Genomic DNA, 23,682 nt, shown 5'->3' on the forward strand with positions numbered 1-23,682 from the left:
CCTCAGCGGCCCGCCGCACCTCGCGAACGCGTCGCCTCGAGCGAACGGATCAGGCTCGCGGAGTCGTACGGCCCGACATGGCGCGTGCCGTTCACGAAGAACGTCGGCGTGCCGCTGAGGTCCATGAGCTCCGCGTCGAAGCGGTCGTCCTGAATGCGCCGCGCGACCCGCGTCGACTGGAAGTCCTCCATGAACCGCTCCGCGTCCAGCCCCAGCTGAGCCGCGTACATGCACAGATCGGATGTCTCGAGCCGCTGCTGATTCGCGAACAGGGTCACCGCCATCTCGAAGAAGCGTCCCTGCATCCCCGCCGCCTCGGCGGCCTGCGCCGCCTCCTGCGCGTGCGGGTGGGGCGCGTCGAGGGGGAAATGCCGCCACACCCAGCGCACGTCGGCGCCGAAGTACTCCAGCACGTTGTCGACGGAGCCGGTCGCGCGACTGCAGAACGGGCACTCGAAGTCGCCGTACTCGACGATCTCGAAGGGTGCCGCCGGATCGCCCCGGTAGTGGTCGCGGTCGGGGTCGAACGGCCGCATGAGCTTCGCGCCGACGGGCCGCGGCGGGCGCACGCGATCGCCGATCACGAGCATCGCCCAGCCGATGAGGAACGCGAGGAGGGATGCCGTGAGCACGGCCACCCTCGCGATGTTCTGCGTCCCGGGGTCGTCGATCGCGATCGGAACGAGGAACAGCGCGATCGTGAAGCCGATGCCCGAGAGCGCCCCTCCGCCCGCGATGCGGTTCAGACCGAGTCCCGGAGCGAGCTGCCCGCGCCCCATCGCCCGCAGGAGCGCCGTCGCGCCCGTGATGCCGACGAACTTGCCGACGACGAGTCCCGCGACGATGCCCCAGGCGACGGGCGAGGCCACGGCATCACGGATCGTCTCGGCATCGAGGTGCACGCCAGCGTTCGCGAGCGCGAAGATCGGCAGGACGCCGAACGCGATGTAGGGGCGCCAGGCCGCGTCGACGCGCTCGTTGATCGAGAGCGAGTCGCGCAGGCTCCGGGTGACGGCCGCCGCATAGGCCGGGTTGGGCGACTCGCGGAAAGCGCGGGTCAGCTCGGCGGCGCGCTCGACGTCGGTGCGCCGCGGCGGGAAGACGGGGATCAGCAGCGCGACCGCGACTCCCGCCAGGGTGGGATGGATGCCGGCCAGCAGCACCGCGATCCAGAGTGCGGCGCCGAGCAGGGTGTACGCGAGGCCGCGGCCCGCGGGCAGGAACCGCACGAGGGCGAGCAGGGCCATGAGCACGATCGCGACCAGCAGCGGCACGACCGCAAGCCCGTTGTTGTAGAACAGGCCGATCACGAGGAGCGCCCCGATGTCGTCGACCACCGCGAGGGTCAGGAGGAAGATGCGCAGGCGCGACGGGTACTTGGGCGCGATGATCGCGAGGGCGCCGAGGAGGAACGCCGTGTCGGTCGAGATGACGACACCCCACGCGTCGGCCTCGCCGCTGCCGAGGTTGAAGAGCACGAAGACGACAGCCGGCACGATGAGCCCCGCGATCGCCGCGGCGATGGGAAGCAGGGCGCGCGAGCGGTCGGTGAGCTCGCCGATCGTGAGCTCGCGCTTCACCTCGAGGCCGACGAGGAAGAAGAAGAGGGTCATGAGGCCCTCGTTCACGACGGCGTGCATGGGGAACGACACGTCGAACCCGCCGACCGACAACCCGAGGGGAAGGGCCCAGAACTCCTCGTAAGTGGCCGACCACGGCGAATTGGCCCACACCATCGCGATCGCGACGCCGATGAGCATGAACGCCGCGGCGAGGCGGTCGGGATCGCGGGTGCGCTTCTTCGGAACGGGGCGGGCGGCGTCGCCCGTGCTGATGATCCGCAGTTCGCTCACGCGCCGAACGGCTCCTCGTGGAGTCCCTGCAGGGCTTCGCTCAAGCGGGGCACGCCCTCGCCGAAAGCCGCGTCGAGGCGGGCGAGCCGGGCGTCCGCCTCGGTCAGCGCCGCCTCGCCTTTGTCGGTCGCCCGCAGATCGGATGCCGCACCCGCCTGAGCCGTGGCATCCTGAACCAGCCCTTCCTCCTGGAGCGTCCGCACGGCGGTGTGCGCCGTCTGCACCGTGATCTGCGACCGGCGAGCGAGCTCGGAGAACGAGATGCCCGGCGTGGCGTGGATGTGCGCGAGGAGTCCGTACTTGCGGGTCGTGAGGCCGAGGTCCTTGAGGGCGGCGTTGAGCCGCGCGTCCCACACGCTGGAGACGGTGAGCAGCGCGATGACGGGACTGAAAGGCGGGCGCTCAGGCATGACGTCTCATCGTAGCGACCGGCTCAGCAGTGCGGGCCGGGTGCAGGCTCGTAATGGTCCGGCGCGATCGTGAGCTCGGCCTGACCGCCGGTGAGAGCACGGAGATCGAGCACGTAGCGGTCGAGCTCGGCATCGGGCACGCTCGCCACGACGCGGGCGCGACCGTCGTCGGCCGACTCGCTCGCGTGCACGCGGCCTCGCCGGCCGGACAGGTCGGTCAGCACGGGGCCCTGCAGGTCGGTCGGCACCGTCACGGTGACCGTCGACACCGGTTCGAGGAGCACCGTATGCGCGTCGGCGAGCGCGGCTTTGACGCCGAGGGCCGCGGCCGTGCGGAAGGCCATCTCGGACGAGTCGACCGAGTGCGCCTTGCCGTCCAGCAGCTCCACCTGCACGTCGACGACGGGGTGGCCGAGAGGGCCGCCGGCCGCAAGCGCCTCCCGCGCGCCGCGCTCGACGGCGGGGATGTAGGTCCGCGGCACAGCGCCGCCGACGACCGAGTCGACGAACGCGAAGCCGCCGCCGGGCGGGAGCGGCGAGAGCTTGAGCTGCACGACGGCGAACTGCCCGTGCCCGCCGGACTGCTTCTTGAGCTTGCCCTCGGCCTGCGCCGTGTGGGCGATCGTCTCGCGGTAGGCGACCGGCGCCGCGCCGGTCGTGACGTGCACGCCGAGCACGCGTGCGAGGCGCTCGACGGCGACGGCGACGTGGGTGTCGCCGAGGCCGCGCAGGATCGTGAGGCTGCCCGAGCGATCGACGACGAGCGTCGGGTCCTCCGCCGTGAGGCGCGCGAGAGCCGTCGTGAGCTTGGCATCGTCGGACTGCGACACCGGCTCGAGTGTCGTCGCGTACACGGGGGCGCGCGCGGGCAGCGGGGTCGGACGCGCGGCACCCTGCGGACGCGTCCACAGCAGCGATCGAGCCGGGGTCGCGGTGAGCTTCGCCACGGCACCGACCTCGCCCGTGCGGATCGCGTCGGCCGGCACGTGCTCGGCACCACGCAGGCGGAACAGCGCGGGGATCCTCTCCTCGCCGCCGGTCGTCGCATTGCGGAGCCGGTCGCCCGGCCGCACGACGCCCGAGAGCACCTTGAACATCGCGACCTGGCCGACGAACGGGTCGGCGACCGTGCGGAAGACGTGCACGAGCGTGTCGCCGTTCTCCTGGGGAGCGACGCGATGCTCGGTGCCGCCGAGGCCCTCGCCGTCGACCCCGAGCAGGATGCGGCCGTCGTGCGCGCCGCCCGTCGGCGCGAGGTCGCACAGCAGGTCGAGCACGTGGTCGACGCCCGTCTCGGTGAGCCCCGAGCACACGACGATGGGCACCGCCTCCCCCGCCGCCATCGCAGCGGCGAAGGTCGACTCGAGCTCGGGAGCGCCCGGCTCCTCGCCGTCGAGGTAGGCCTCGAGCTGAGCGTCATCGCGCGCGACGATCTCCTCGGTCACCTCCTGGTGCATCCGGTGCTCCTCGGCGGCGAGTTCGTCGGGGACGTCCTCGTCGTGGTGGCGCCCGTCCCCTTCGTACACGAGCGCGCGCTCACTCAGGATGTCGGCGACGCCGCGGAAGGCGTGCTCCTCCCCGAGCGGAAGCTCGAGGGGCCACAGACCCGGCCCGAAAGCATCCCGAAGCTGGTCGACCGTGCGCCGGAAGTCGGCGCGCGCGCGATCCTCCTGCGTCACGACCACGATGCGCGGCACCCCGGCCGCGCCCGCATTCGCCCACGCGGTGCGGGTGCCTCCCGTCACGCCGTCCACCGCGCTCACGACGATCGCGGCGACGTCGGCGACCGACAGGGCGGCATCGACAGCGCCGACGAAATCGGGATGCCCCGGGGTGTCGGCGATCGTCACGCCCTGGTCCGCGCCGCCCACCGTCCATGTCAGCCACGCCAGGGCGAGCCCGAGCGACGCTCCGCGAGCGACCTCCTCCGGCTCGTGGTCGCAGACCGTGGTGCCCTGCTCGACGCTGCCCATGCGCGGGATGGCCCCCGCGCGATGCAGCATCGCCTCGGCGAGCGTGGTCTTGCCGCTGCCCATCGCTCCGAGCAGGGCGACCGTGCGATGCGTCGGCGCAGGTGATGTCTCGGCCACGGAGTCCTCCCGCATCCTCGCGGACCAGTAGCGACCATCGTCCCCCTGGACGCGGGGCGGCGCCAGAGGGAGAGGTCGCTACAGGCGAGGGGATGCCGTGAGGATCACTGCTCCGGGAGGTCAGTTGGTCCCGGGCAGTACCCACTCGCTGTCGGTGCACTGGTAGAACGTCGTGTTGTCGGTGTCGATGTAGACGTCGCCGTTGGCCTGACAGGTCTCATTGTCGGGCTCCCCGGATCCGAGCAGCACCTGCGTGCCGGGAGCACCGGGCGCGCCCGTCGCTCCCGTCTCACCCTGCGCACCCGTCGCGCCGGTGGCGCCCGTCTCACCCGTCGCCCCGGTCGCGCCGGTGAGGTTCTCGGCCGCCGACTGCTTGATGTTGCCGGCGAGCACCCACTGCCCGTCGCGGAAGACGTAGACGTTGGCGTTCGAGACGTCGATGTAGACGTCGCCCTCGTACCCCTTGCCCGCTTCGGGCACGCCCTTGCCGGCGCGCACCGCCGAGCCCGCGGGAAGGATCTCCTGAATGATGTCCTCGACCTCCTCCGACGACTTCGGAGTCGGTACGGGCGTCTGCTCCGCGACAGCCGTCGTCTCGGGCGCGGGCTCGGTCGACTTCGCGAGCGATGAGCCGAGGAAGGCCGCGACGAACGAGAGGAGCACGACGCCGATGCCGACGCCGATCAGGGCGCCGAGACCGACGCCGTTCTTCTTCGGCTCGGTCGGGGGCGGCGTCGTGCTGCGGGTGGGCTGAGTCGGATCGGTCATGCGAGGCTCCAGATCGGCGAGGGGTGCCCGCGTGCGCGGCAGGCGAGATTGACGCTCAGTGTAGGGACGGCGTGTGCCGCCGGGAAGAGACGTCACCCCCGGCGGATGGCGTCGTAGTCTCGGCTGGATGCGAGAGTTCTTCGGCGGGATGGGCTTCCTGCTGCGCGGCTTCACCTGGTGGCGCCGGCGGCCCGGCGCGATGCTGCTCGGCCTCGTCCCGGCGGCGATCGTCGCGATCGTCCTCGTCGCAGCCCTCACGGCGCTGGGCATCGCGCTCCCCCAGCTGACGTCGGCGGCGACGCCCTACGCCGAGGGCTGGGTGCCGTTCTGGCGCGACTTCCTGCGGTTCGGCGTCGGCGCGGCCTTGTTCGGCGGTGCACTGTTCGTCGCGATCGTGTCGTTCACGGCGCTGACGCTCCTCGTCGGGGACCCGTTCTACGAGCGCATCTGGCGCACGGTCGAGCGCGACCTGGGTGGCCCGGCGCCCGACGCCGACTACCCGTTCTGGCGATCGGCGGTCGATGCCGTGTCACTCGTCGGACGTGGCATCCTCGTCGCCCTTCTCGCCGCCCTGCTGGGTCTCATCCCCGTGGTCGGCGGCGTCCTCGGCGCCGTGACGGGCGTCGTCCTGACGGGATGGCTGCTCGCCGACGAGCTCTCGTCACGCGCGCTCACGGCTCGTGGACTCTCACGACGGGACAGGGGGATGCTGCTCCGCGGCCACCGTGCCCGCGCGCTGGGTTTCGGCGTGGCGACGCAGCTCTTCTTCCTGATCCCGTTCGGCGCGATCATCGTCATGCCCGCCGCCGTCGCGGGGTCGACGGACCTCGCGCGCTCGCTTCTCCGCGCGGCCGAGACCTCGCCCTGACCACCGGCCGAGACCGTCTGACGGATTCGAGACCTCGGCACGGCGGGAGCGTCCCCCAGCCCCGTGCGGCCGGCAGCAGCACCAGCCTCGCCGCCGGCGCGGACTCCCCCTATCGCACCGAGGACGGAAGCGTCGGCAGCGCGACTCCGTGCAGCGCGTCCACCACCGGTGCGAGCTCCGGCCGGTCCGCCGCCTCGTCCAGTGCGCGCTCGAGGGCGCGGTCATGCACCGGCAGAGCCTTCTCGTAGAGTGCGCGCCCGCTCGGAGTGAGCTCCGTGTAGATGCCGCGGCGGTCGTCGGCGCAGAGGATCCGGGTGAGCAGTCCCCGGTCCTCGAGGCGGGTGACGAGCCGCGTGGTGGCGCTGGGGCTGAGCGCGGCGGCCCGCGCGAGCTGCTGCATCCGCATGTGCCACCCGTCCTGCCGACTCAGCGCGTCGAGGACGGTGAATTCCACCACCGAAAGGTCGAGCGCGGCGAGGCCACGATCGAGTTCTGACTCGATCAGCCCATGCAGGGCCGCGAGCGTTCGCCACCCCTGCGCGCGCACCTGAACAGCGTCGTCGCCGATGCCCATCGAGACTCCTCCAAGATAGTTGCTTGCGCGGGTTATTTGCATGTGCAATGATTTTGTTTGCTCGTGCAGTATCCCGCGCCTGCAACTATTTTAGAGCCTCACGAGGAGGATGTCATGCCCTTGGGTCTTGTCGCACTGGCGATCGGCGCGTTCGGGATCGGATTGACCGAGTTCGTGATCATGGGCCTGCTGCCCGAGGTCGCCGCAGACTTCGGCGTCACCGAGGCGGCGGGATGGCTCATCTCGGGGTACGCCCTCGCGGTCGTCGTCGGCGCGCTCGGACTGACGGCGGCGACCACGCGACTCCCCCGCAAGCCCGTCCTGCTCGGCCTGATCGTGCTGTTCATCGCCGGCAACGTGCTCACCGCCCTCGCGGAGGACTACAGCCTCGCCATGCTCGGCCGCATCCTCGCCGCGCTCTGCCACGGCGCGTTCTTCGGCATCGGCGCCGTCGTCGCCGCCAGCCTCGTCGCCCCCGACAAGAAGGCCGGCGCGATCGCGATCATGTTCACCGGTTTGACCGCCGCCAACGTGCTCGGTGTCCCCTTCGGAACCTTCCTCGGCCAGCAGCTGGGATGGCGGTCCACGTTCTGGGCGATCGCCGGCGTCGGCGTGCTCGCGTTCATCGGCATCGCCGTCCTCGTCCCCACCCTGCACACCCCGGACGAGCGCATCAGCCTCCGCACCGAACTCCGGAGGTTCCGCTCCGGCCAGGTCTGGCTCTCACTGCTCGTGACCGTGCTCGCCTACGGGGGCATGTTCGGCGCATTCACCTACATCGCATACACGCTCACCGAGGTCAGCGGCTTCCCCACCCCCGCCGTGCCCTGGCTGCTCGTCCTGTTCGGCGCTGGGCTCGTCGTCGGCAACTGGCTCGGCGGCAGACTGGCCGATCGCTCCATCGACGCGACCCTGATCGGCTTCATCGCAGCGCTCGTGGTCATCCTCGCCCTGTTCGCCCTGTTCGCCGGATCGCAGACCGCCACGATCATCGCCCTGTTCCTCATGGGCGGGTTCGGCTTCGGCACCGTCCCCGGCCTGCAGAGCCGCATCATGGTCTACGCCGGGGACGCGCCCACCCTCGCCTCCGGCGCGAACATCGGCGCCTTCAACGTCGGCAATGCCCTCGGCGCGTGGGCCGGCGGCGTCGGCATCGCCGCGGGCCTCGGCTACACCTCCCCCATCTGGATCGGCGCGATCATCACCCTCTCCGCCCTCTTCGTCATGATCATCGCCGCGGCGACCGCCGGCAGGAAGACGATGGATGCTGCTCCCGCTGCGGCCCCCGCGACCGCGTCGACCGCAGCGGCCCTGAGGGAGCACGTGGGCACCCGTTGACCCGGCCCGTCACACACGAAGGAGGCCCGGACCCGCAGGATCCTGCGGCTCCGGGCCTCTTTCCGACGACGTCGTGCGAGCGCCGTCAGGACGGTCAGATGGCGCCGCGGGTTGTCCGGTCGCCTCCCGTGAGAGGATCGTCGTCCTCATCGAGAGTCGAGCCGGTCGTCCGGGACTCGGTCAGGTCTGGCTCCACCACTCCCCCGGCCAGCGGAAGGTCCACCATGTCGTCGCTCGATGTGGCGACCGGGTTCAGGGAGGCGGCGTCATAGCCAGGGGTCACGGTGACGTCGGTCTCCATCTCGTCGGTGTCGTTCGACCTGCTCGTGGCCGCGGCGACGCCGGCTGCCGTGGCAGCGGCGGCGGCGAGGCCCACGCCGGCTGCGACCTTGCCCGAGATCCCGGCCTTGCCGCTGTCTCCGCGAGAGGCCGCAGCGGCGTCGATCCCCGGCGCCGCCGTGCCCCTCTCTGTTCCCACCGATCCTCGCCACGCTCCGGTGGCGTAGCCGTCGGATTCGATGAACTCCTTGAAACGCTCGAGGTCTCCCTCCGCCTGCCTGTCGACGACGTTCAGCTTGTCCCCGACCTTCTCGACCATCCCCTCGGGCTCGTACTCGAGGACGAGGTGCACCTGGGTCTGCCCGCCTCCGACGTCTTCGAAGGTCACCGCGCCGGCGTTCGTCGCGCCTTCGGTCGCCGCCCACGCCACCTTCTTGTCGGGGACCTGTTCCAGGATGCGTGCCTTCCATTGCCGACGCACGCCGGCGATCTCGGCCACCCATTCCAGGTTCTCGTCGTCCAGCTGCGTGACGGATGTGATTCCGCTCATGAAGCGAGGGAAGTCCTCGAACTGCGTCCACTGGTTGTACGCGACGCTGATCGGAACGTTGACGAGGATCTTCTTCTCGACGGTGGTGCTCATGGGTTCTCCTTCTCTCCGGGCGTGGTCACGCGCATCCACGCACCGCAGGACGCTAAGCAGAGGCCGCGACTCGACCTACCCCCTTGCATCCGACGAGACGGCCGACGATGATCTCGCCCCGCGGTCAGCGTTGCCCGCCGGAGGCGAGAATGATGTCGCCGGTGATCCAGCGCGCGTCATCAGAGGCGAGGAACGCGACGAGGGGTCCGTAGTCCTCAGGAGTGCCCGTCCGTCCGAGTGGCGTCGCCGCGACTGACGCGGACTCGAGATCGGATCCGACGAAACCAGAGGATCGGGTGCCTTCGGTGTCCGACGGGCCCGGGGCGATGCCGTTGACCCGAATGCCCCGCGGTCCGAGCTCCTTCGCTGCGATGATCGTGAAGGCTTCGACCGCGCTCTTCGTCGCCACGTACAGGCTGCCGAACGCGGGAAATTGCAGAGTGCCTGCGGTGGAGACGTTGACGATTGCGGCGCCGTCGATGTCGTCCTGGGCGGCGAGGGCCTGGGTCGTCTGGACCGTACCCCAGAAGTTCGTGCCGATCATCCGGTGGAAGTCGTCGGCGCTGATGGCGGTCAGCGGCGCGAACGTGACGACACCGGCATTGTTCACGAGGATGTCCACCGGCCCGAACTCGGTCCGCGCGGTGTCGAAGAGCATGCGGACGTCGGCCGCGTCGGCGACATCGCCTTGAACTGCGAGGGCACGCCCGCCCGCGGCGGTGATGCCCCTGACGACGCGGTCTGCGCCGAGCTGATCCGAGCGGTAGTTGACGACGACAGCGGCGCCGGCCGCGGCGAGGGCGGTCGCGATGCCGGCACCGATGCCTTTCGAAGCGCCGGTGACGATCGCGGTTCGGTCTGCGAGGGAGTTCATCTGGTTCTCAATCCTTCTCAAGGGGAGCAATTCACTCACCATATGAGAGTGGGTTACTAGGAGGAAGTAGGCACTATTTTGTAAGCTACTTCCGTGACGGAAACAGAGCAGCTCGCGACAGCCCATCGACTCCTCGAGCTCGAGGCCTTTGCGAGCACGTGCGAGTTCCGGCCGATCATGGATCAGGTGACGAGCCGGTGGGCTCAGCTGATCGTCGCGGCATTGCTGATCGAGCCGCACCGCTTCTCGGCTCTGGCGTCTCGCATCGGCGGTATCAGCCAGAAGATGCTGTCGCAGAACCTCAAGGCCCTCGTCCGCGCAGGTCTCGTGTCGAGAGATGTGGTGCCGACCATCCCCCCGCAGGTCACCTACAGCCTCACCGAACTCGGAACGAGCCTCGCGAAGCCGATGACCGAACTGATCGCCTGGTTCGGTCGTCACAGCGACCAGCTCCTGCAGGCCACCACCGCCCACGACGACCAGAACGCCTGATGCGCTCGTTGGACCGCGCGAGGAGCGACCTCACTCTCCCGGCGGTGTTGCACGTCCGAGCGGGGTGTCGTCGAGATGGGTGCGGAGTTCCGGGAGCGACTCGAACACTGCGACCGCGCCGGCATCCTCCAACTCGGCGACGGAGAAGCCGCCCGTGCGGATCGCGATGGTCGGCACGTCCACTTTCGCTGCGGCGACGACATCCCAGACGGAGTCGCCGACCATCACGGCTGACGCGCCTGACACGCGCGCGAGCGCGGTCTCGACCAGATCGGGTTGGGGCTTGCTCGCCTGAACATCGTCGGACGTGGTCCACGCATCCGCGACATCACGGCCGTCGATCAGATCGAGAAAGCGTTCGACGTGATCCTTCTTGCCGGAGCTGGCCAGCACGAGTCGAAACCCCCGGCGCTTGACCTCGACGAGGAGCTCCTTCGCGCCCTCCAGCGGCCGGACCTCGTCGATCATGAGGTCGAACTCTTCCGTCCAGGCATCCCGCAGCTCATCGCCGTGCGCTTGCTCGACCGACTCTCCCGCGATCTCGGGCACGAGCTGGTCGCCGCCCATCCCGATGGCCCGATGGATGCGCCAGATGGGCGGAGTGATGTCGAAGCGCCTGAAGGCCCGGTACCACGCGAGCGCATGCTGATAGTTGGTGTCGACCAGAGTGCCGTCGACGTCGAAGATCGCCGTGTCTGCCATGCCCGACTGTGGCTCGGCATCCGCCCTTCCCGGAACCGGCTTGCGACGGGGCAGGATCTCTGTCAGGAGGGGAAGGGTCCGAAGGTCGTTCGCCGCCGGTCGACCCTGGCGGGTCTCACCGCCCGAGGGCACGCCGACCCGCGGGAGTCATCCGCCCCTCCTGCTCGAGCCGGTCCGCGATCGCCAGGTTTCGGGGCGACGCCGTACCAACCGTGCGGCGCGGCGTGAATCTCTGGAGGTACGCCGTCGCGCTGTGAGCTCGCCGACTGCTCTCGCTCCAGCCGTAGGCGATGCCGGCCTCCAAGAGGTCATGGAAGCCGACCGACGGTTCGTCGCTGCCGACCTTCTGAAGTCGGACCCATACTCCGGGGTGACCATCGTGGTTGCACTCGAGCCACGACCAGAGCTCGGCCACTGTCGAGAACGAGACGATCTCCGGATCCGTCGTCACAACGAGAACGCTACCTACGGGCTCCGACATCGTTCGCGAACCACCGTGGATGCCCGAGCGGAGGAGTCGTCCAGCGCCCGAGGCTGATCGCGAGATCCGATCGGCTCCCTCATTACTGAACATGTTCAGATAGCTGTATCGTCCTCTCATGGTCGAGAGTGGGGCTCCCGTCGCAGTCGTCGCAGGAGCAAGTGGATTCATCGGGCGAGCGGTCACCGACGCATTGGCCGCCGACGGGTACGAGCTTCGTACCGTGGGCCGCAGCGCTGAGGCGCGGTGGGGTGACGCCGGTGCGGTACGGCGTGCGGTGGACGGTGCCGACGTCGTCGTCAATCTCGCGGGAAAGTCCGTCGACTGCCGGTACACCGACCGGGACCGGCGCGCGATCCTCGACTCACGCGTAGGCACCACGACCGTGCTGCGTGAGGCGATCGCGGGGGCGGCGCATCCGCCTCGAGTGTGGCTGAACGCCTCCACCGCGACGATCTATCGGCATGCGATGGACCGGCCAAACACCGAGACCGCCGGCGAGATCGGCAGCGGGTTCTCGGTCGACGTCGCCCGGTCGTGGGAGCGCGCGCTGTTCTCCGGAACACTCACCGCGACCCGTCGAGTCGCCCTTCGGATGGCCATCGTCCTCGGTGACGGGCCCGCGACCGGCATGCTGTTCGCTCTCGCTCGCTCCGGCCTGGGCGGCGCCCAGCATGACGGCTGGTGCAGGCCGCACCGCCGCTACCGCGGAATCGGCGACGATCCCACCGGCCCTGACCTCGCCACCTGGCACCGCACGCGGGGGCGGCAGCGGTTCAGCTGGGTGCACATCGACGACGTCGTCGCAGCGATCCGGTTAATCCGCGACGACGACCGGCTCTCCGGTCCGATCAACATCGCTTCACCGCATCCCTCCGACAACGCCACGCTGATGCGCACGCTGCGCGAGCTGGTCGGCGCCCCGGTGGGAATGCCGACGACCAGATGGATGCTGGAGCTCGGCATGTGGGCGCTGCGCACCGAACCGGAGCTCGTGCTGAAGAGCCGATGGGTCCTGCCAGAGATTTTGTCCGAGGCGGGGTTCGAGTTCGCCTATCCGCACCTGGAGGCAGCTCTCGTCGCCGTCCGAGGCTCCCGCGCCGCCCGGCGCCCCGTGACGGCATGAGCTCCGCCGAAAGCAAGGGGGACCGCACCCGTGCTCGGATCCGGGCCGCCGCCTTGGCATCATTCCGCGAGAAGGGCTACGACGCGACCACCATCCGAGGGATCGCAGGCGAACTGGGGATGTCGGTCGGCGCGACGAACTACCACTTCGCCTCGAAGAACCACCTCATCCAGGAGCTCTACCTCGATGTGCAGGAGGCGCACCGCGCCGCAGCGGAGCCACTGCTCGCCTCCGAGACCGACCTCGTTCGGCGACTCGAGATCATCTACAAGACGGGCTTGGACCAACTCCGCCCGTACCACGAGCACGCCGGCGAGTTCCTCTCCGCCGCCGTATCCCCGCGATCGCCGATCAATCCGCTCGCGCCCGAATCCGCTGAGGCGCTCGCCGTCATCGAACGGCTCTTCAGCGACGGGGTTGCGGGCGCCGCGGCATCCGGTCTACCCGACGATCTGAAGAGACTGATGCCGCGAGCGCTTCTGCTCGCCCATCTCCTCCTGGCGCTCTTCTGGGTGTACGACACGTCGGAGGGACAGCAGCGCACACGCCGGCTGCTCGACCGGGGACTCAAGCTGCTGAGAGCCACCATCCCGCTCGCTCGTGTTCCGATCGTCCGCGGCGCTGTGAAAGACGTGCTCACGCTCATCGACGACGTACGCGCCTGAACCGGATGAAGGGCCCGGCGCGCGCCGACCCCGGCACATCAGGCCGGAAGCCGGGCGACGAACGCCGCGATCGCCTCCGCGAGAACGTCCGGAGCGGATTCATTCGCGCCGTGGGCCTGGCCCACCAGATCGACCTGCTCGGGTGACCCGGGCAGGACAGCGGCAAGCTGGGCGCTTCGATCGCGCAGATACCGTGGGCTCTTCGCCCCGGTGATCAGCAGCACCGGCAGCTCGACCCGCACGAAGCGCTGGAGCCCGACCGGGAGGGCGTCGAGCATCTCATCGTCGGCGATCTGTCCCTCGGCGAAGTCGGCGAGCAGGCGCCGAGCCGGAGGGAGCGCCAGGAGAAGTGCCGTGAGCGGTCTCGGCATCCCGACGAGGTCCGTCAGATGGATGCGCATTGCGCGCACGGGATGACCGTCGTCGAGCGCCGCCCGAGCACGCCGGAGCGCCGCGGTGCCCTTCACATCATGGGTGACGTCCAGCGGCGGCTCGTAGAGGGCGAGAGCGGCGAAGGGAGTGGGATCAGCGAGCACCGCCTCGATCGCAACCGCAGCTCCGGACGAATGTCCCACGAGCACGACGGGCTCGTGGGCCGATCTCGCCACCGCACGCGCTTCGGCGACTTCGAGCTCAACCGCCGCGGCGCCGCGCGGGGGCGGCGCCAGCCGGTACGTCGGACGGGTGTAGCGCTGAACGCGGAAGGATGCGGCGAGCCGATCCGCCACGCCCTCCCATGACGTGCGATTGCCGGTGCCGCCATGCACGATGGCGATCGTGCGACCGGTTCCCTGGGTCACGACGTCGATATCGCCAGCCGGACCGGGCACGCGGGACGCGGTCTCGGGCGGAGCATCGTCAGCGCGGGGGCGACGGGTCATTCGTCGATCCGACGCCCGCTGCGCCTCACCGTCTGTCACAGGGGCGAGCGTAGCTGCGGGAGGCGCGTCGGCTCGATGGCATCGGATCACCGAGCACCGATGACTCAGTCCCCTGTTCGCCCGCCGTCGGAGATCGCCTGCCGAATCCGCCACAGGGGGAAGCCGCTCAGTGCGGATATCAAGTCGACATCGAACTCATGCACGAAGTACGCCTGCCGCACCGCCCGGAGCCGCGTCGGGGTGTCCGCGAAGGCAAGAGCGAACTCGGTCGCGTAGCGCTCCCACACACTCACTTCATACCTCGGAGCAGTCACGCCGCCATCACCTCATTTCGAGACGGAACCGGGATGTCGACGCGATGCTACGCCTGCCGGGTTACAGGCATGATTCGCGCCGATGCCGGACGCGGGAACTGCCCGCGGGCGATGACTTCAGGGACGAAACCCCGATGCTCTCCGACATCTTCGCGACCGGCTGACATCCGGGGGCGCGCACCCGGGAGGATCGGTCGCACGAGCCTCCGCTCGAGGAGCTCTCTTCGGCCACATCTCGTCGTGTGGCCGGGCATGTCACGGTTACGAGTCGCCGCCGGCCGGCAGGTTGTTCAGGGCGACGCTCACGCCGGCCGAGATCAGGAGCCGTGTCGGCCCTCCGCCGTCGACGGCGTTCAGCCACCCGCCGCCGTTGCGGGTGGCGGTGAGCACTTCGGCCGCCACGTCGTCGACGTCCCGGTTGGCGATGTGATACGTCTCACCGCCGTAGTGGATCTCGACCCCGGGCATCTCCGCACCTCATCCATCTCTCTAGAAAAGAAGGTTAGGTCGGCGCGACCGCCGTGGGAGGACTTTGCGTGATTCGGATCGCGCCCTGCGTGAAATGGCTGACCGACGGCGGCCCACGAGGGCGGCGACGCGACCGACCGCACCACTCCTCTGCTCCCCCGTCCGTAGGCGGGGTTCCCCGGAAGGGATGGAGACGTCGATCGGTCTCTCGCCGGCCACCGGTTGTCACTACCTTCCGCCCACTGCGGCGCAACGCGAGAATCGGGACGTCATCACGAGACGCCGCCGCCGCTCCGGAACCCGCCCCGGAACCGGGGACTCGTCTGGAAAATCGGGGGTCCGGACGCGATGTTCGACACGTTCTTCGGTCTGCCGCTTCACCCGCTCGTGGTGCACGCGACGGAGGTCATCGTCCCCGTCGCTGCAATCATGGTCGTTCTCACGGCCGCCTGGCCCCGATTCCGACGGTGGGCGGGATACCTGACGATCAGCGTGTCACTGGTCGCGCTCATCCTCGTGCCCGTCTCGAAGGAGTCCGGCGAAGCGCTGGAGAAGCGCGTCGGCGAGGATGCGCTCATCGAAGCGCACGCGGAGCTCGCCGATGGGCTCCTGCCGTGGGTGATCGGCTTAGTCGTCGTGGCGGCGGCCCTCTTGTGGTGGAGCATCCGGGAGACGCGGCCGCGGCATCCGGATCATCCTCCGAAGGCGGCGCCCGACCGGGGCCGGCATGGATCCCCGTCACGCTGCTCGTGCTCGCCGTCATCGTCGGGGGCGGGACGACGGTGGATGCCGTCCTCATCGGCCACAGCGGAGCGACGGCGGTCTGGTCCGACGACATGTGACATCGGCGCCACGAGCGCCGTGGACCCTGCCGGACGGATGGAGTCCGCGGGCGATACGGCCCGCGGCTGCATCGGCGGAGCATGGTCCCGCGGCCTCCCTCCGGCCATGCCCCCGCCCGTCGCTGCGGTACGTCTGTCGCTCAGAACCCCTCGGGGTCGCGGGGAGCGTACGGACCCTCGAGGGCCTGGAGCTCGGCATCCGTCAACTCGATCTCGAGTGAGGCGACGGCATCCGTGAGGTGCGAGGCCTTCGTCGCCCCCACGATCGGGGCGGTCACGGCTTCCTGCTGGCGCACCCAGGCGAGCGCGACCTGCGCCGCCGGCACGCCGCGCTCGGCGGCGATCCGGTGCACGGCGTCCACGACCGCCCGGTCGGACTCCTCGGCCTGGTGGTAGAGCGTCTGACCGAACAGGTCGGTGCCGCTGCGCGCGGTCGCCTCGCCCCACGGCCGGGTGAGCCGACCGCGCGCGAGCGGCGACCACGGCAGCACGCCGACGCCCTGATCGAGGCAGAAGGGATGCATCTCCCGCTCCTCCTCGCGCTGGATCAGGTTGTACTGATCCTGCATCGAGATGAATCGCGTCCAACCTCCGAGGTCGGCCGTGTACTGCAGCTTGGCGAATTGCCACGCCGACATGCTCGACGCGCCGAGGTACCGCGCCTTGCCCGCCTTGACGACATCGTGCAGCGCCTCCATCGTCTCCTCGACCGGCGTCTCGGGATCGAAGCGGTGGATCTGGTAGAGGTCGATGTAGTCCGTTCCGAGCCGGCGCAGTGACGCGTCGACCGCCGCCATGATGTGCTTGCGTGAGAGTCCACCCGCATAGGCGCTCTCGCGCATGCGCCCGTGCACCTTGCTCGCGATGACGACGTCGTCGCGGTTCGCCAGCTCGCGGATGGCTCGGCCGGTGAACTCCTCGCTCGTTCCGGCGGAGTAGACGTCTGCGGTATCGAAGGTCGTGATGCCGGCCTCGAGCGCCTGGACGTAGAAGGGCCGGGACTCCTCCCACGGGAGCGACCACGGGTGTGCCCCCTGGTCGGGCTCGCCGTAGCTCATGCAGCCGAGCACGATCTCCGACACCTTGAGCCCCGAGTCGCCCAGTCTGACGAGTCGCATGCGCGTTCTCTCCGTGCCGGTCAGCGTCCGGCGGGTGCCGGCAGTCCCCGGTAGAGCTGATCGATCGGTGCGGCCAGGCCCGCTTTGAGCCGCACGCTGAGATCGTCGACCAGGACCTCGTACTCCCCGGTCTCGAGCGCGGAGTATGTCTGAGCCACGACGTCGGCCGGGGCGACCTTCGGCGAGTCGACGCCGGCGGCCATCGGCGTGTCGACCCACCCGACGTGCACGCCGATCACCTGCACGCCCTGCGGGGCGAGCTCGAGGCGCAGCGCGTTGGTCGCCGACCACAGCGCCGCCTTCGTCGTGGAGTAGGTGCCGCCCATCGCGTGCCAGCTCAGAGCAGAGTGCAGGTCGATGAGCGCGGCGGTGCCTTCTGCCGCGGCGAGCGCGGGGGCGAACGCGCGCGCAACCGCCACGGCGCCGAAGAAGTTCGTGTCGAAGATCTCGCGCAGCTCCGCGTCGGTGGCTTTGAGCAGGCTGCTCTCACGCGGTGAGACGCCGGCGTTGTTGACGACGACCGTGACGTCGGGGGCGGATGCCGCGGCCGAGGCGACGGATGCAGCATCCGTCACGTCCAGCGCGAGCGGCACGACGCGGGGATCACCCCACTCCTGGGGTCGGCGCGCTGACGCGTAGACCTTCGCGGCGCCGCCCGCGAGGGCCTGGGCGACGAATTCGCGGCCGAGGCCGCCGTTGGCACCGGTGACGAGCACGACGGCTCCTTCGAGTGCACCCATGTTCAGCTCCTTCGAGATCGTTCTCCATCAGTCAAGCGGGAGAGGGTCTCCGTCATTCCATCGTGTCGCAAGGTGCGTCGCGTCGGTCGAGGGTGGTCTGCTGAGCCTGTGCAGGGCGACATGAAGGCGCGCGTGCGCTGCTGAGGGATCGGGCCAAGGGTGGGTGGTGAGGCGTGGTGAGGCACGAAAGAGGCCCGGACCCGCAGAATCCTGCGTGTCCGGGCCTCTCAGCCGCCCTATCCGGGTGAAGCGTGATCTGGAGCTTCTAGAAGTCCCAGTCCTCGTCTTCCGTCGCGACAGCCTTGCCGATGACGTAGGACGATCCGGAGCCGCTGAAGAAGTCGTGGTTCTCGTCCGCGTTCGGCGAGAGCGCCGAGAGGATCGCCGGATTCACGTTCGTGACCGTCGAAGGGAACATCGCCTCGTAGCCCAGGTTCATGAGGGCCTTGTTGGCGTTGTAGTGCAGGAACTTCTTGACGTCCTCGGTCAGGCCGATGCCGTCGTAGAGGTCCTGCGTGTACTGCACCTCGTTGTCGTAGAGCTCGTAGAGCAGCGAGAAGGTGTAATCCTTGAGCTCGTCGCGCTGGGACTGCGGCAGCAGCTCGAGCCCACGCTGGAACTTGTAGCCGATGTAGTAGCCGTGCACGGCCTCGTCGCGGATGATGAGGCGGATGATGTCGGCCGTGTTCGTCAGCTTCGCCTTGGACGACCAGTACAGCGGCAGGTAGAAGCCCGAGTAGAAGAGGAACGACTCGAGCAGTGTCGAGGCGACCTTCCGCTTGAGGGGCTCGTCGCCACGGTAGTAGTCCATGACGATGTGCGCCTTCTTCTGAAGGTTCTCGTTCTCGACCGACCAGCGGAACGCGTCGTCGATCTCGCTCGTCGAGCACAGCGTCGAGAAGATCGACGAGTAGCTCTTGGCGTGCACTGACTCCATGAAGGCGATGTTCGTGTAGACGGCCTCCTCGTGCGGGGTGATCGCGTCGGGGATGAGCGAGACGGCGCCGACGGTGCCCTGGATCGTGTCGAGGAGTGTGAGCCCCGTGAACACGCGCATCGTCGTCTGCTGCTCCTCGGGCGTCAGCGTCGCCCACGACTGCACGTCGTTGGAGAGCGGCACCTTCTCAGGCAGCCAGAAGTTGTTGACGAGGCGGTTCCAGACCTCGAGGTCCTTGTCGTCCTGGATGCGGTTCCAGTTGATCGCCTGCACGTGGTCGATCAGCTTCAGCTTCTCGGGTGTCATTTCTCTTTCCTAAAAATCCCAGGTCAAGGAATTAAAGCATGCAGGAGACGCAGCCGTCGACCTCGGTACCTTCCAGAGCCATCTGGCGCAGGCGGATGTAGTAGATCGTCTTGATGCCCTTGCGCCACGCGTAGATCTGGGCCTTGTTGATGTCGCGCGTCGTCGCGGTGTCCTTGAAGAACAGCGTGAGCGACAGGCCCTGGTCGACGTGCTGCGTCGCGGCGGCGTAGGTGTCGATGACCTTCTCGTAGCCGATCTCGTATGCGTCTTCGTAGTACTCCAGGTTCTCGTTCGTCATGAACGGAGCCGGGTAGTAGACGCGGCCGATCTTGCCTTCCTTGCGGATCTCGATCTTCGAGGCGATCGGGTGGATCGACGACGTCGAGTTGTTGATGTACGAGATCGAACCGGTCGGCGGCACAGCCTGCAGGTTCTGGTTGTAGATGCCGTGCTCCTGGATCGACGCCTTGAGCGCACGCCAGTCATCCTGAGTCGGGATCGGGATGCCGCCGAAGAGGTCCTTCACCTTCTCGGTCTGCGGCTCCCACGCCTGGTCGATGTACTTGTCGAAGAACTCGCCCGAGGCGTAGGTCGAGTCGGCGAAGCCGTCGAAAGCCTGCCCGCGCTCGATCGCGATGAGGTTCGAGGCCCGCAGGGCGTGGAACAGCACCGTGTAGAAGTAGATGTTCGTGAAGTCGATGCCCTCTTCCGACCCGTAGCGCACGTGCTCGCGCGCCAGGTAGCCGTGGAGGTTCATCTGGCCCAGGCCGATCGCGTGCGAGCGGTCGTTGCCGTCCTCGATCGAGCGCACCGAGGTGATGTGGCTCTGGTCGCTCACCGCCGACAGTGCACGGATCGCGGTCTCGACGGTACGGCCGAGGTCTCCCCCGTCCATCGCGAGCGCGATGTTCATCGAGCCCAGGTTGCACGAGATGTCCTTGCCGATCTCGGCGTACGAGAGGTCCTCGTTGTACGTCGTCGGCGTGTTGACCTGCAGGATCTCGCTGCAGAGGTTGGACATGTTGATGCGGCCCTTGATCGGGTTGGCCTTGTTCACCGTGTCCTCGAACATGATGTACGGGTAACCCGACTCGAACTGGATCTCGGCGAGGGTCTGGAAGAACTCGCGTGCGTTGATCTTCGTCTTCTTGATGCGCGCGTCGTCGACCATCTCGCGGTACTTGTCGCTCACGGAGATGTCGCCGAAGGGCACGCCATACACGCGCTCGACGTCGTACGGCGAGAAGAGGTACATGTCCTCGTCGTTCTTGGCGAGCTCGAACGTGATGTCGGGGATGACGACACCCAGCGACAGCGTCTTGATGCGGATCTTCTCGTCGGCGTTCTCGCGCTTGGTGTCGAGGAACCGCAGGATGTCGGGGTGGTGCGCCGAGAGGTACACCGCGCCGGCGCCCTGACGCGCGCCGAGCTGGTTGGCGTAGCTGAAGCTGTCTTCGAGGAGCTTCATGACGGGGATGATGCCGCTCGACTGGTTCTCGATCTGCTTGATCGGCGCGCCGGCCTCGCGGATGTTCGAGAGGAGGAGTGCCACGCCGCCGCCGCGCTTGCTCAGCTGCAGCGCCGAGTTGATGCCGCGGGCGATCGACTCCATGTTGTCTTCGATGCGCAGGAGGAAGCACGACACGAGCTCGCCGCGCTGCGCCTTGCCCGTGTTGAGGAACGTCGGGGTGGCCGGCTGGAAGCGCCCGGCGATGATCTCGTCGACGAGGGCCGTCGCGAGCGCCTGGTCGCCGTCGGCGAGACCGAGGGCGGTCATGACGACGCGGTCCTCGAAGCGCTCGAGGTAGCGCTTGCCGTCGAAGGTCTTGAGCGTGTAGCTCGTGTAGTACTTGAAGGCGCCGAGGAACGTGTCGAAGCGGAACTTCTTGCCGTACGCGCGGTCGTTGAGCTGCTGGATGAACTCGAGCGGGTACTTCGCGAGCACCTGCGGCTCGTAGTACTGCTTCTCGACGAGGTAGTCGAGACGCTCCTTCAACGAGTGGAAGAAGACCGTGTTCTGGTTGACGTGCTGCAGGAAGTACTCGCGCGCGGCGCGCTTGTCGGCGTCGAACTGGATCTTCCCGTCGGCGCCGTAGAGGTTCAGCATCGCGTTCAGGGCGTGGTAGTCGAGGCCCTCGAACCGCGCATCCGTCTTGAAGTCGTTCTCTTTCAGTGCAGCTTCCACCATCGTTCCAATCCGTCGCTCACGCGATCGACATCTTCAGGCGTGCCGAATACCTCGAGCCGATACAAGTGGGGCACGTCGCACTTGCGGCTGATGATCTCCCCGGCGAGGCAGAAGTGCTCGCCGAAGTTGGTGTTTCCCGCGGAGATGACTCCGCGGATGAGGCGACGGTTGTGCTCGTCGTTGAGGAACCGGATCACCTGCTTGGGGACGGCGCCCTTCTCCTCGCCCCGACCCTGGCCACCCCCGTAGGTGGGAGTGACCAGGACGAACGGCTCGTCGACGACGAGCGGAGGTTCAGAGGGGTGAAGGGGAATCCGTACAGCCGGCAACCCGAGCTTCTCGATGAAGCGCGCCGTGTTGCCGGAAGTGCTGGAGAAGTACACGAGCAGCGGGGCGCTCGTGGCCACCGCACTCATGACTCAGGCCAGACGGGAGGCGAGCTCGTCGATCTTGTCGGGACGGAAGCCCGACCAGTGGTCTTCGTCGGTGATGACGACGGGCGCCTGCAGGTAGCCGAGCGCCTTCACCTGCTCGAGCGCGGCAGGGTCCTGCGTGAGGTCATGGACCTCGTATTCGATGCCCTTCGAGTCGAGCGCGCGGTACGTCGCGTTGCACTGCACACAAGCGGGCTTCGTGTAAACCGTGATTGCCATTGTTATCGGCTTCTCCCCTCACATCCGGTGTTCTGACCGGCGGTCCCCCCACCGGGAGTCCAATACTACATATGGGTACGGACATTGGATAGCACCACAAGGGCTAGTAGTTACATCCGTGTAGTTTTCCACCGTTCTCCCCATATACAACACAGCTTGTCCACCGTTTCATCCACAGGCGGCAGGGTTCTGGGAAACCTGGAAAACACCTGGATCACGGCGGTTTCGGATGCCGCGGCCGCATCCATCCACAGGCCACCGACGGTACGCCGGGCCACCGACATCCATCCGGGCCCTCCGTGCGCCCCCGGCGTGTCGCGGCGTGTCATGGGCCCGCGATAGCGTGGAGAGATGGCCGGGTACCGCGAACTGCTGCGAACGCCCGGCGTGGCCCGCATCATCGCGGCCCAGCTGACGGCGCGCTTCCCCAACGGCATGACGAGCCTCGCGATCCTCCTGCACATCGAGCAGGTCACCGGCTCCTACGGCTCGGCGGGCCTCGTGCTCGCGGCGACGTCGGTCGGTCAGGCGATCGCGGGCCCCGTGACGAGCCGGTGGATGGGCATCTGGGGCATGCGTCGCGTCCTCACGACGACCCTCCTCATCTGCGCCGCCGCCATCACGGCGCTCGCGCTCGTGGAGGTGCCGCTCCCCGTCTACATGGTGCTCGGGCTCATCGCCGGCCTCGCGACGCCGCCCGTGCAGTCGGCGGTCCGCACGATCTATCCGAAGATGGTCAACTCGCGGCAGCTCACGCCGCTCTTCTCCCTCGACGCCTCGCTGCAGGAGATCATCTGGATCATCGCACCCGTGCTCATCACGTTCGTCTCGACGCAGGTCGGCACCGTGCAGGGCCTCCTGCTGGTCGTCGTCATCCTGCTCGGCGGCGGGGCGTGGTTCATCCTCTCGCCCGAGGTGGGCCGCGTGCGCATCCCGCGCAGCCGGCGCAGCCTCGGCAAGGTGCTCGCCAAACCGCCGGTCATCCTCGCGACGGTCACGGGCTTCCTCCTCATCGGCGCGTGCGCCGCCGTCGAGGCGGGCGTCGTCGCGACGTTCGGCCACGGCGGCCTCGAGGCGGGTCTCGTCCTCGCTGTCTTCTCGGTCGGCAGCCTGGCGGGCGGCCTCACCTTCGGGCACATCCCGATCGGACCGTGGGCCATGGGTCGCCGGTTCGCGGTCGTCGCGGTCGGACTCGCGCTCACGACATTCTCCCTGAACGCCTGGTGGCTCGGGGGATCCCTGTTCCTGGCCGGCATCGGCATCGCTCCGGCTCTCGCCGTCATGTTCGCCATGACATCGGCGAGCGTGAAGTTCAGCGAGACCGCCGAGGCCTTCGGCTGGATCGGCACAGGCCAGCTCATCGGCGCCGCGATGGGCTCCGCCGTCGCCGGCTTCCTCATCGACGGTGTCGGACCGCAAGGGGCCTACTGGGCGGCGACGGCGTTCGCTGCGGCGGGATTCCTCGTCTCGGCGATCTTCGTGCGCGGATTCCCCGACCTCCGCGGGCGTGACTCGAGCCCCATCCCCGACACGGAGCCCGTGCCGACCATCACCTGACGGCGATCACGCGAGTCGCTTCGGCACCGCGATCAGGCGATCAGCGCCGGCACCGCGATCACGCGATTCGCTTCAGCAGCTCCAGTACCGCGAGGGCGTAGGCATCGGACGGCTCGGGATGCTCGAAGACCCGGCGCTCCCCCGCGACCTCGATCTCGACCTCGTGCGTGTCGGCGAGGCGCCGCAGCGACCGGAACGCCCCGCGCAGCAGCTCGCGCAGCTGGTCCTCCCTCGGCAGCCAGAGCGCGTCCTCCAGCGCGACGGAGTCGAGGGCCCACTCGGTCGTGCCGTTGAAGGAGAGGATCTTCCCCGTCGGGTAGTCCCGCGGCTCGATCGTCATCTCGCTGACGGTGAAGACGTCGGCTTCGAATTCGGGCTCGTCGAGCTGGAACCGGTCGCCGGAGTGCGGATGCCAGATCAGGCCCGCGTCCCGGAGGGCGACTGCCATTTCCGTCGAGATCATGCCGACTATCCTCCCGCGTGCAGGAGGACATCGGCGCGACTCTAGGCTGAGC

25 protein-coding genes are annotated in these 23,682 nt (G+C 68.5%); 7 read left to right on the forward strand and 18 right to left on the reverse strand.

The features are described from left to right. Positions 1-2 precede the first annotated feature (2 nt). The 4 genes from nhaA to AAIB33_RS09490 all read right to left on the reverse strand — a co-directional run bounded on the left by nhaA (position 3) and on the right by AAIB33_RS09490 (position 5,121). Positions 3-1,853, reverse strand: coding sequence for a Na+/H+ antiporter NhaA (nhaA, locus tag AAIB33_RS09475; RefSeq protein WP_345803288.1), 1,851 nt, complete (start codon positions 1,851-1,853; stop codon positions 3-5). Then, entirely contained in the window at positions 1,850-2,263 is a 414-nt protein-coding gene (locus AAIB33_RS09480) for a MarR family transcriptional regulator (RefSeq protein ID WP_345803289.1), read from the reverse strand. The genes nhaA and AAIB33_RS09480 overlap by 4 nt, the downstream gene beginning before the upstream one ends. Before the next feature lie 23 nt (positions 2,264-2,286). After that, complete coding sequence (locus tag AAIB33_RS09485; protein ID WP_345803290.1) at positions 2,287-4,353, reverse strand: elongation factor G; 2,067 nt, start codon at positions 4,351-4,353, stop codon at positions 2,287-2,289. Between the two features lie 120 nt (positions 4,354-4,473). Next, complete coding sequence (locus tag AAIB33_RS09490) at positions 4,474-5,121, reverse strand: collagen-like protein (protein WP_345803291.1); 648 nt, start codon at positions 5,119-5,121, stop codon at positions 4,474-4,476. A 127-nt stretch (positions 5,122-5,248) separates the two neighbouring features. Here AAIB33_RS09490 and AAIB33_RS09495 point away from each other — a divergent pair, with 127 nt between their 5' ends. Next, positions 5,249-5,989 carry an EI24 domain-containing protein gene (locus AAIB33_RS09495; protein WP_345803292.1) on the forward strand — a complete coding sequence of 247 codons (741 nt, stop codon included), beginning with the start codon at positions 5,249-5,251 and terminating at the stop codon, positions 5,987-5,989. Positions 5,990-6,098: 109 nt separating this feature from the next. On the opposite strand, the gene AAIB33_RS09500 is transcribed toward AAIB33_RS09495, so the two are convergent. After that, positions 6,099-6,563 carry a MarR family transcriptional regulator gene (locus tag AAIB33_RS09500; protein WP_345803293.1) on the reverse strand — a complete coding sequence of 155 codons (465 nt, stop codon included), beginning with the start codon at positions 6,561-6,563 and terminating at the stop codon, positions 6,099-6,101. Between the two features lie 114 nt (positions 6,564-6,677). Here AAIB33_RS09500 and AAIB33_RS09505 point away from each other — a divergent pair, with 114 nt between their 5' ends. Beyond that, the gene (locus AAIB33_RS09505; protein ID WP_345803294.1) at positions 6,678-7,901 is read left to right on the forward strand and encodes an MFS transporter; all 1,224 of its coding nucleotides are present in this window, start codon (positions 6,678-6,680) and stop codon (positions 7,899-7,901) included. Positions 7,902-7,995: 94 nt separating this feature from the next. Here the strand turns inward: AAIB33_RS09505 and AAIB33_RS09510 are convergent, their stop codons facing one another. Both AAIB33_RS09510 and AAIB33_RS09515 read right to left on the reverse strand, forming a co-directional pair. Continuing rightward, positions 7,996-8,823 carry an SRPBCC family protein gene (locus tag AAIB33_RS09510; RefSeq protein ID WP_345803295.1) on the reverse strand — a complete coding sequence of 276 codons (828 nt, stop codon included), beginning with the start codon at positions 8,821-8,823 and terminating at the stop codon, positions 7,996-7,998. 124 nt (positions 8,824-8,947) lie between these two features. After that, positions 8,948-9,697 carry an SDR family oxidoreductase gene (locus AAIB33_RS09515; RefSeq protein ID WP_345803296.1) on the reverse strand — a complete coding sequence of 250 codons (750 nt, stop codon included), beginning with the start codon at positions 9,695-9,697 and terminating at the stop codon, positions 8,948-8,950. A gap of 93 nt (positions 9,698-9,790) precedes the next feature. On the opposite strand from AAIB33_RS09515, the gene AAIB33_RS09520 reads away from it, so the two are divergent. Then, complete coding sequence (locus tag AAIB33_RS09520; protein ID WP_345803297.1) at positions 9,791-10,189, forward strand: helix-turn-helix domain-containing protein; 399 nt, start codon at positions 9,791-9,793, stop codon at positions 10,187-10,189. Positions 10,190-10,219: 30 nt separating this feature from the next. Here AAIB33_RS09520 and AAIB33_RS09525 read toward each other — a convergent pair whose 3' ends face one another. Both AAIB33_RS09525 and AAIB33_RS09530 read right to left on the reverse strand, forming a co-directional pair. Then, positions 10,220-10,891 carry an HAD family hydrolase gene (locus AAIB33_RS09525; protein ID WP_345803298.1) on the reverse strand — a complete coding sequence of 224 codons (672 nt, stop codon included), beginning with the start codon at positions 10,889-10,891 and terminating at the stop codon, positions 10,220-10,222. Between the two features lie 115 nt (positions 10,892-11,006). After that, complete coding sequence (locus AAIB33_RS09530) at positions 11,007-11,342, reverse strand: hypothetical protein (protein WP_345803299.1); 336 nt, start codon at positions 11,340-11,342, stop codon at positions 11,007-11,009. Between the two features lie 148 nt (positions 11,343-11,490). Here AAIB33_RS09530 and AAIB33_RS09535 point away from each other — a divergent pair, with 148 nt between their 5' ends. Continuing rightward, the gene (locus AAIB33_RS09535) at positions 11,491-12,498 is read left to right on the forward strand and encodes a DUF1731 domain-containing protein (RefSeq protein WP_345803300.1); all 1,008 of its coding nucleotides are present in this window, start codon (positions 11,491-11,493) and stop codon (positions 12,496-12,498) included. After that, positions 12,495-13,163, forward strand: a complete 669-nt coding sequence (locus AAIB33_RS09540) for a TetR family transcriptional regulator (protein WP_345803301.1) — start codon at positions 12,495-12,497, stop codon at positions 13,161-13,163. The genes AAIB33_RS09535 and AAIB33_RS09540 overlap by 4 nt, the downstream gene beginning before the upstream one ends. A gap of 38 nt (positions 13,164-13,201) precedes the next feature. Here the strand turns inward: AAIB33_RS09540 and AAIB33_RS09545 are convergent, their stop codons facing one another. Further along, entirely contained in the window at positions 13,202-14,044 is an 843-nt protein-coding gene (locus AAIB33_RS09545) for an alpha/beta hydrolase (RefSeq protein ID WP_345803302.1), read from the reverse strand. Between the two features lie 575 nt (positions 14,045-14,619). Beyond that, positions 14,620-14,826, reverse strand: a complete 207-nt coding sequence (locus AAIB33_RS09550; protein ID WP_345803303.1) for a hypothetical protein — start codon at positions 14,824-14,826, stop codon at positions 14,620-14,622. Positions 14,827-15,482: 656 nt separating this feature from the next. Here AAIB33_RS09550 and AAIB33_RS09555 point away from each other — a divergent pair. Beyond that, positions 15,483-15,668, forward strand: coding sequence for a hypothetical protein (locus AAIB33_RS09555; protein ID WP_345803304.1), 186 nt, complete (start codon positions 15,483-15,485; stop codon positions 15,666-15,668). Positions 15,669-15,808: 140 nt separating this feature from the next. On the opposite strand, the gene AAIB33_RS09560 is transcribed toward AAIB33_RS09555, so the two are convergent. The 6 genes from AAIB33_RS09560 to nrdH form a co-directional block, all read right to left on the reverse strand. After that, positions 15,809-16,786, reverse strand: coding sequence for an aldo/keto reductase (locus tag AAIB33_RS09560; RefSeq protein WP_345803305.1), 978 nt, complete (start codon positions 16,784-16,786; stop codon positions 15,809-15,811). 20 nt (positions 16,787-16,806) lie between these two features. Then, the gene (locus tag AAIB33_RS09565; RefSeq protein WP_345803306.1) at positions 16,807-17,526 is read right to left on the reverse strand and encodes an SDR family oxidoreductase; all 720 of its coding nucleotides are present in this window, start codon (positions 17,524-17,526) and stop codon (positions 16,807-16,809) included. 265 nt (positions 17,527-17,791) lie between these two features. After that, a complete protein-coding gene (nrdF, locus tag AAIB33_RS09570) occupies positions 17,792-18,769 on the reverse strand; it encodes a class 1b ribonucleoside-diphosphate reductase subunit beta (RefSeq protein WP_345803307.1) in 978 nt (325 codons plus the stop codon). Positions 18,770-18,800: 31 nt separating this feature from the next. Next, entirely contained in the window at positions 18,801-20,957 is a 2,157-nt protein-coding gene (gene nrdE, locus AAIB33_RS09575) for a class 1b ribonucleoside-diphosphate reductase subunit alpha (RefSeq protein ID WP_345803308.1), read from the reverse strand. Next, on the reverse strand, positions 20,939-21,373 hold the full coding sequence (gene nrdI / locus AAIB33_RS09580; RefSeq protein WP_345803309.1) for a class Ib ribonucleoside-diphosphate reductase assembly flavoprotein NrdI: 435 nt from the start codon (positions 21,371-21,373) through the stop codon (positions 20,939-20,941). Before nrdI ends, nrdE begins: the two co-directional genes overlap by 19 nt. Positions 21,374-21,376: 3 nt before the next feature. Then, positions 21,377-21,610 (reverse strand): glutaredoxin-like protein NrdH, encoded by a 234-nt coding sequence (gene nrdH / locus AAIB33_RS09585; RefSeq protein ID WP_345803310.1) that lies wholly within the window; start codon positions 21,608-21,610, stop codon positions 21,377-21,379. Positions 21,611-21,961: 351 nt separating this feature from the next. On the opposite strand from nrdH, the gene AAIB33_RS09590 reads away from it, so the two are divergent. Then, positions 21,962-23,167, forward strand: a complete 1,206-nt coding sequence (locus AAIB33_RS09590; RefSeq protein WP_345803311.1) for an MFS transporter — start codon at positions 21,962-21,964, stop codon at positions 23,165-23,167. Between the two features lie 58 nt (positions 23,168-23,225). Here AAIB33_RS09590 and AAIB33_RS09595 read toward each other — a convergent pair whose 3' ends face one another. Further along, positions 23,226-23,630 (reverse strand): pilus assembly protein CpaE, encoded by a 405-nt coding sequence (locus tag AAIB33_RS09595; RefSeq protein ID WP_345803312.1) that lies wholly within the window; start codon positions 23,628-23,630, stop codon positions 23,226-23,228. Positions 23,631-23,682: the final 52 nt, after the last annotated feature.

The organism is Microbacterium sp. AZCO (genome assembly GCF_039614715.1).
Taxonomy (GTDB): domain Bacteria; phylum Actinomycetota; class Actinomycetes; order Actinomycetales; family Microbacteriaceae; genus Microbacterium.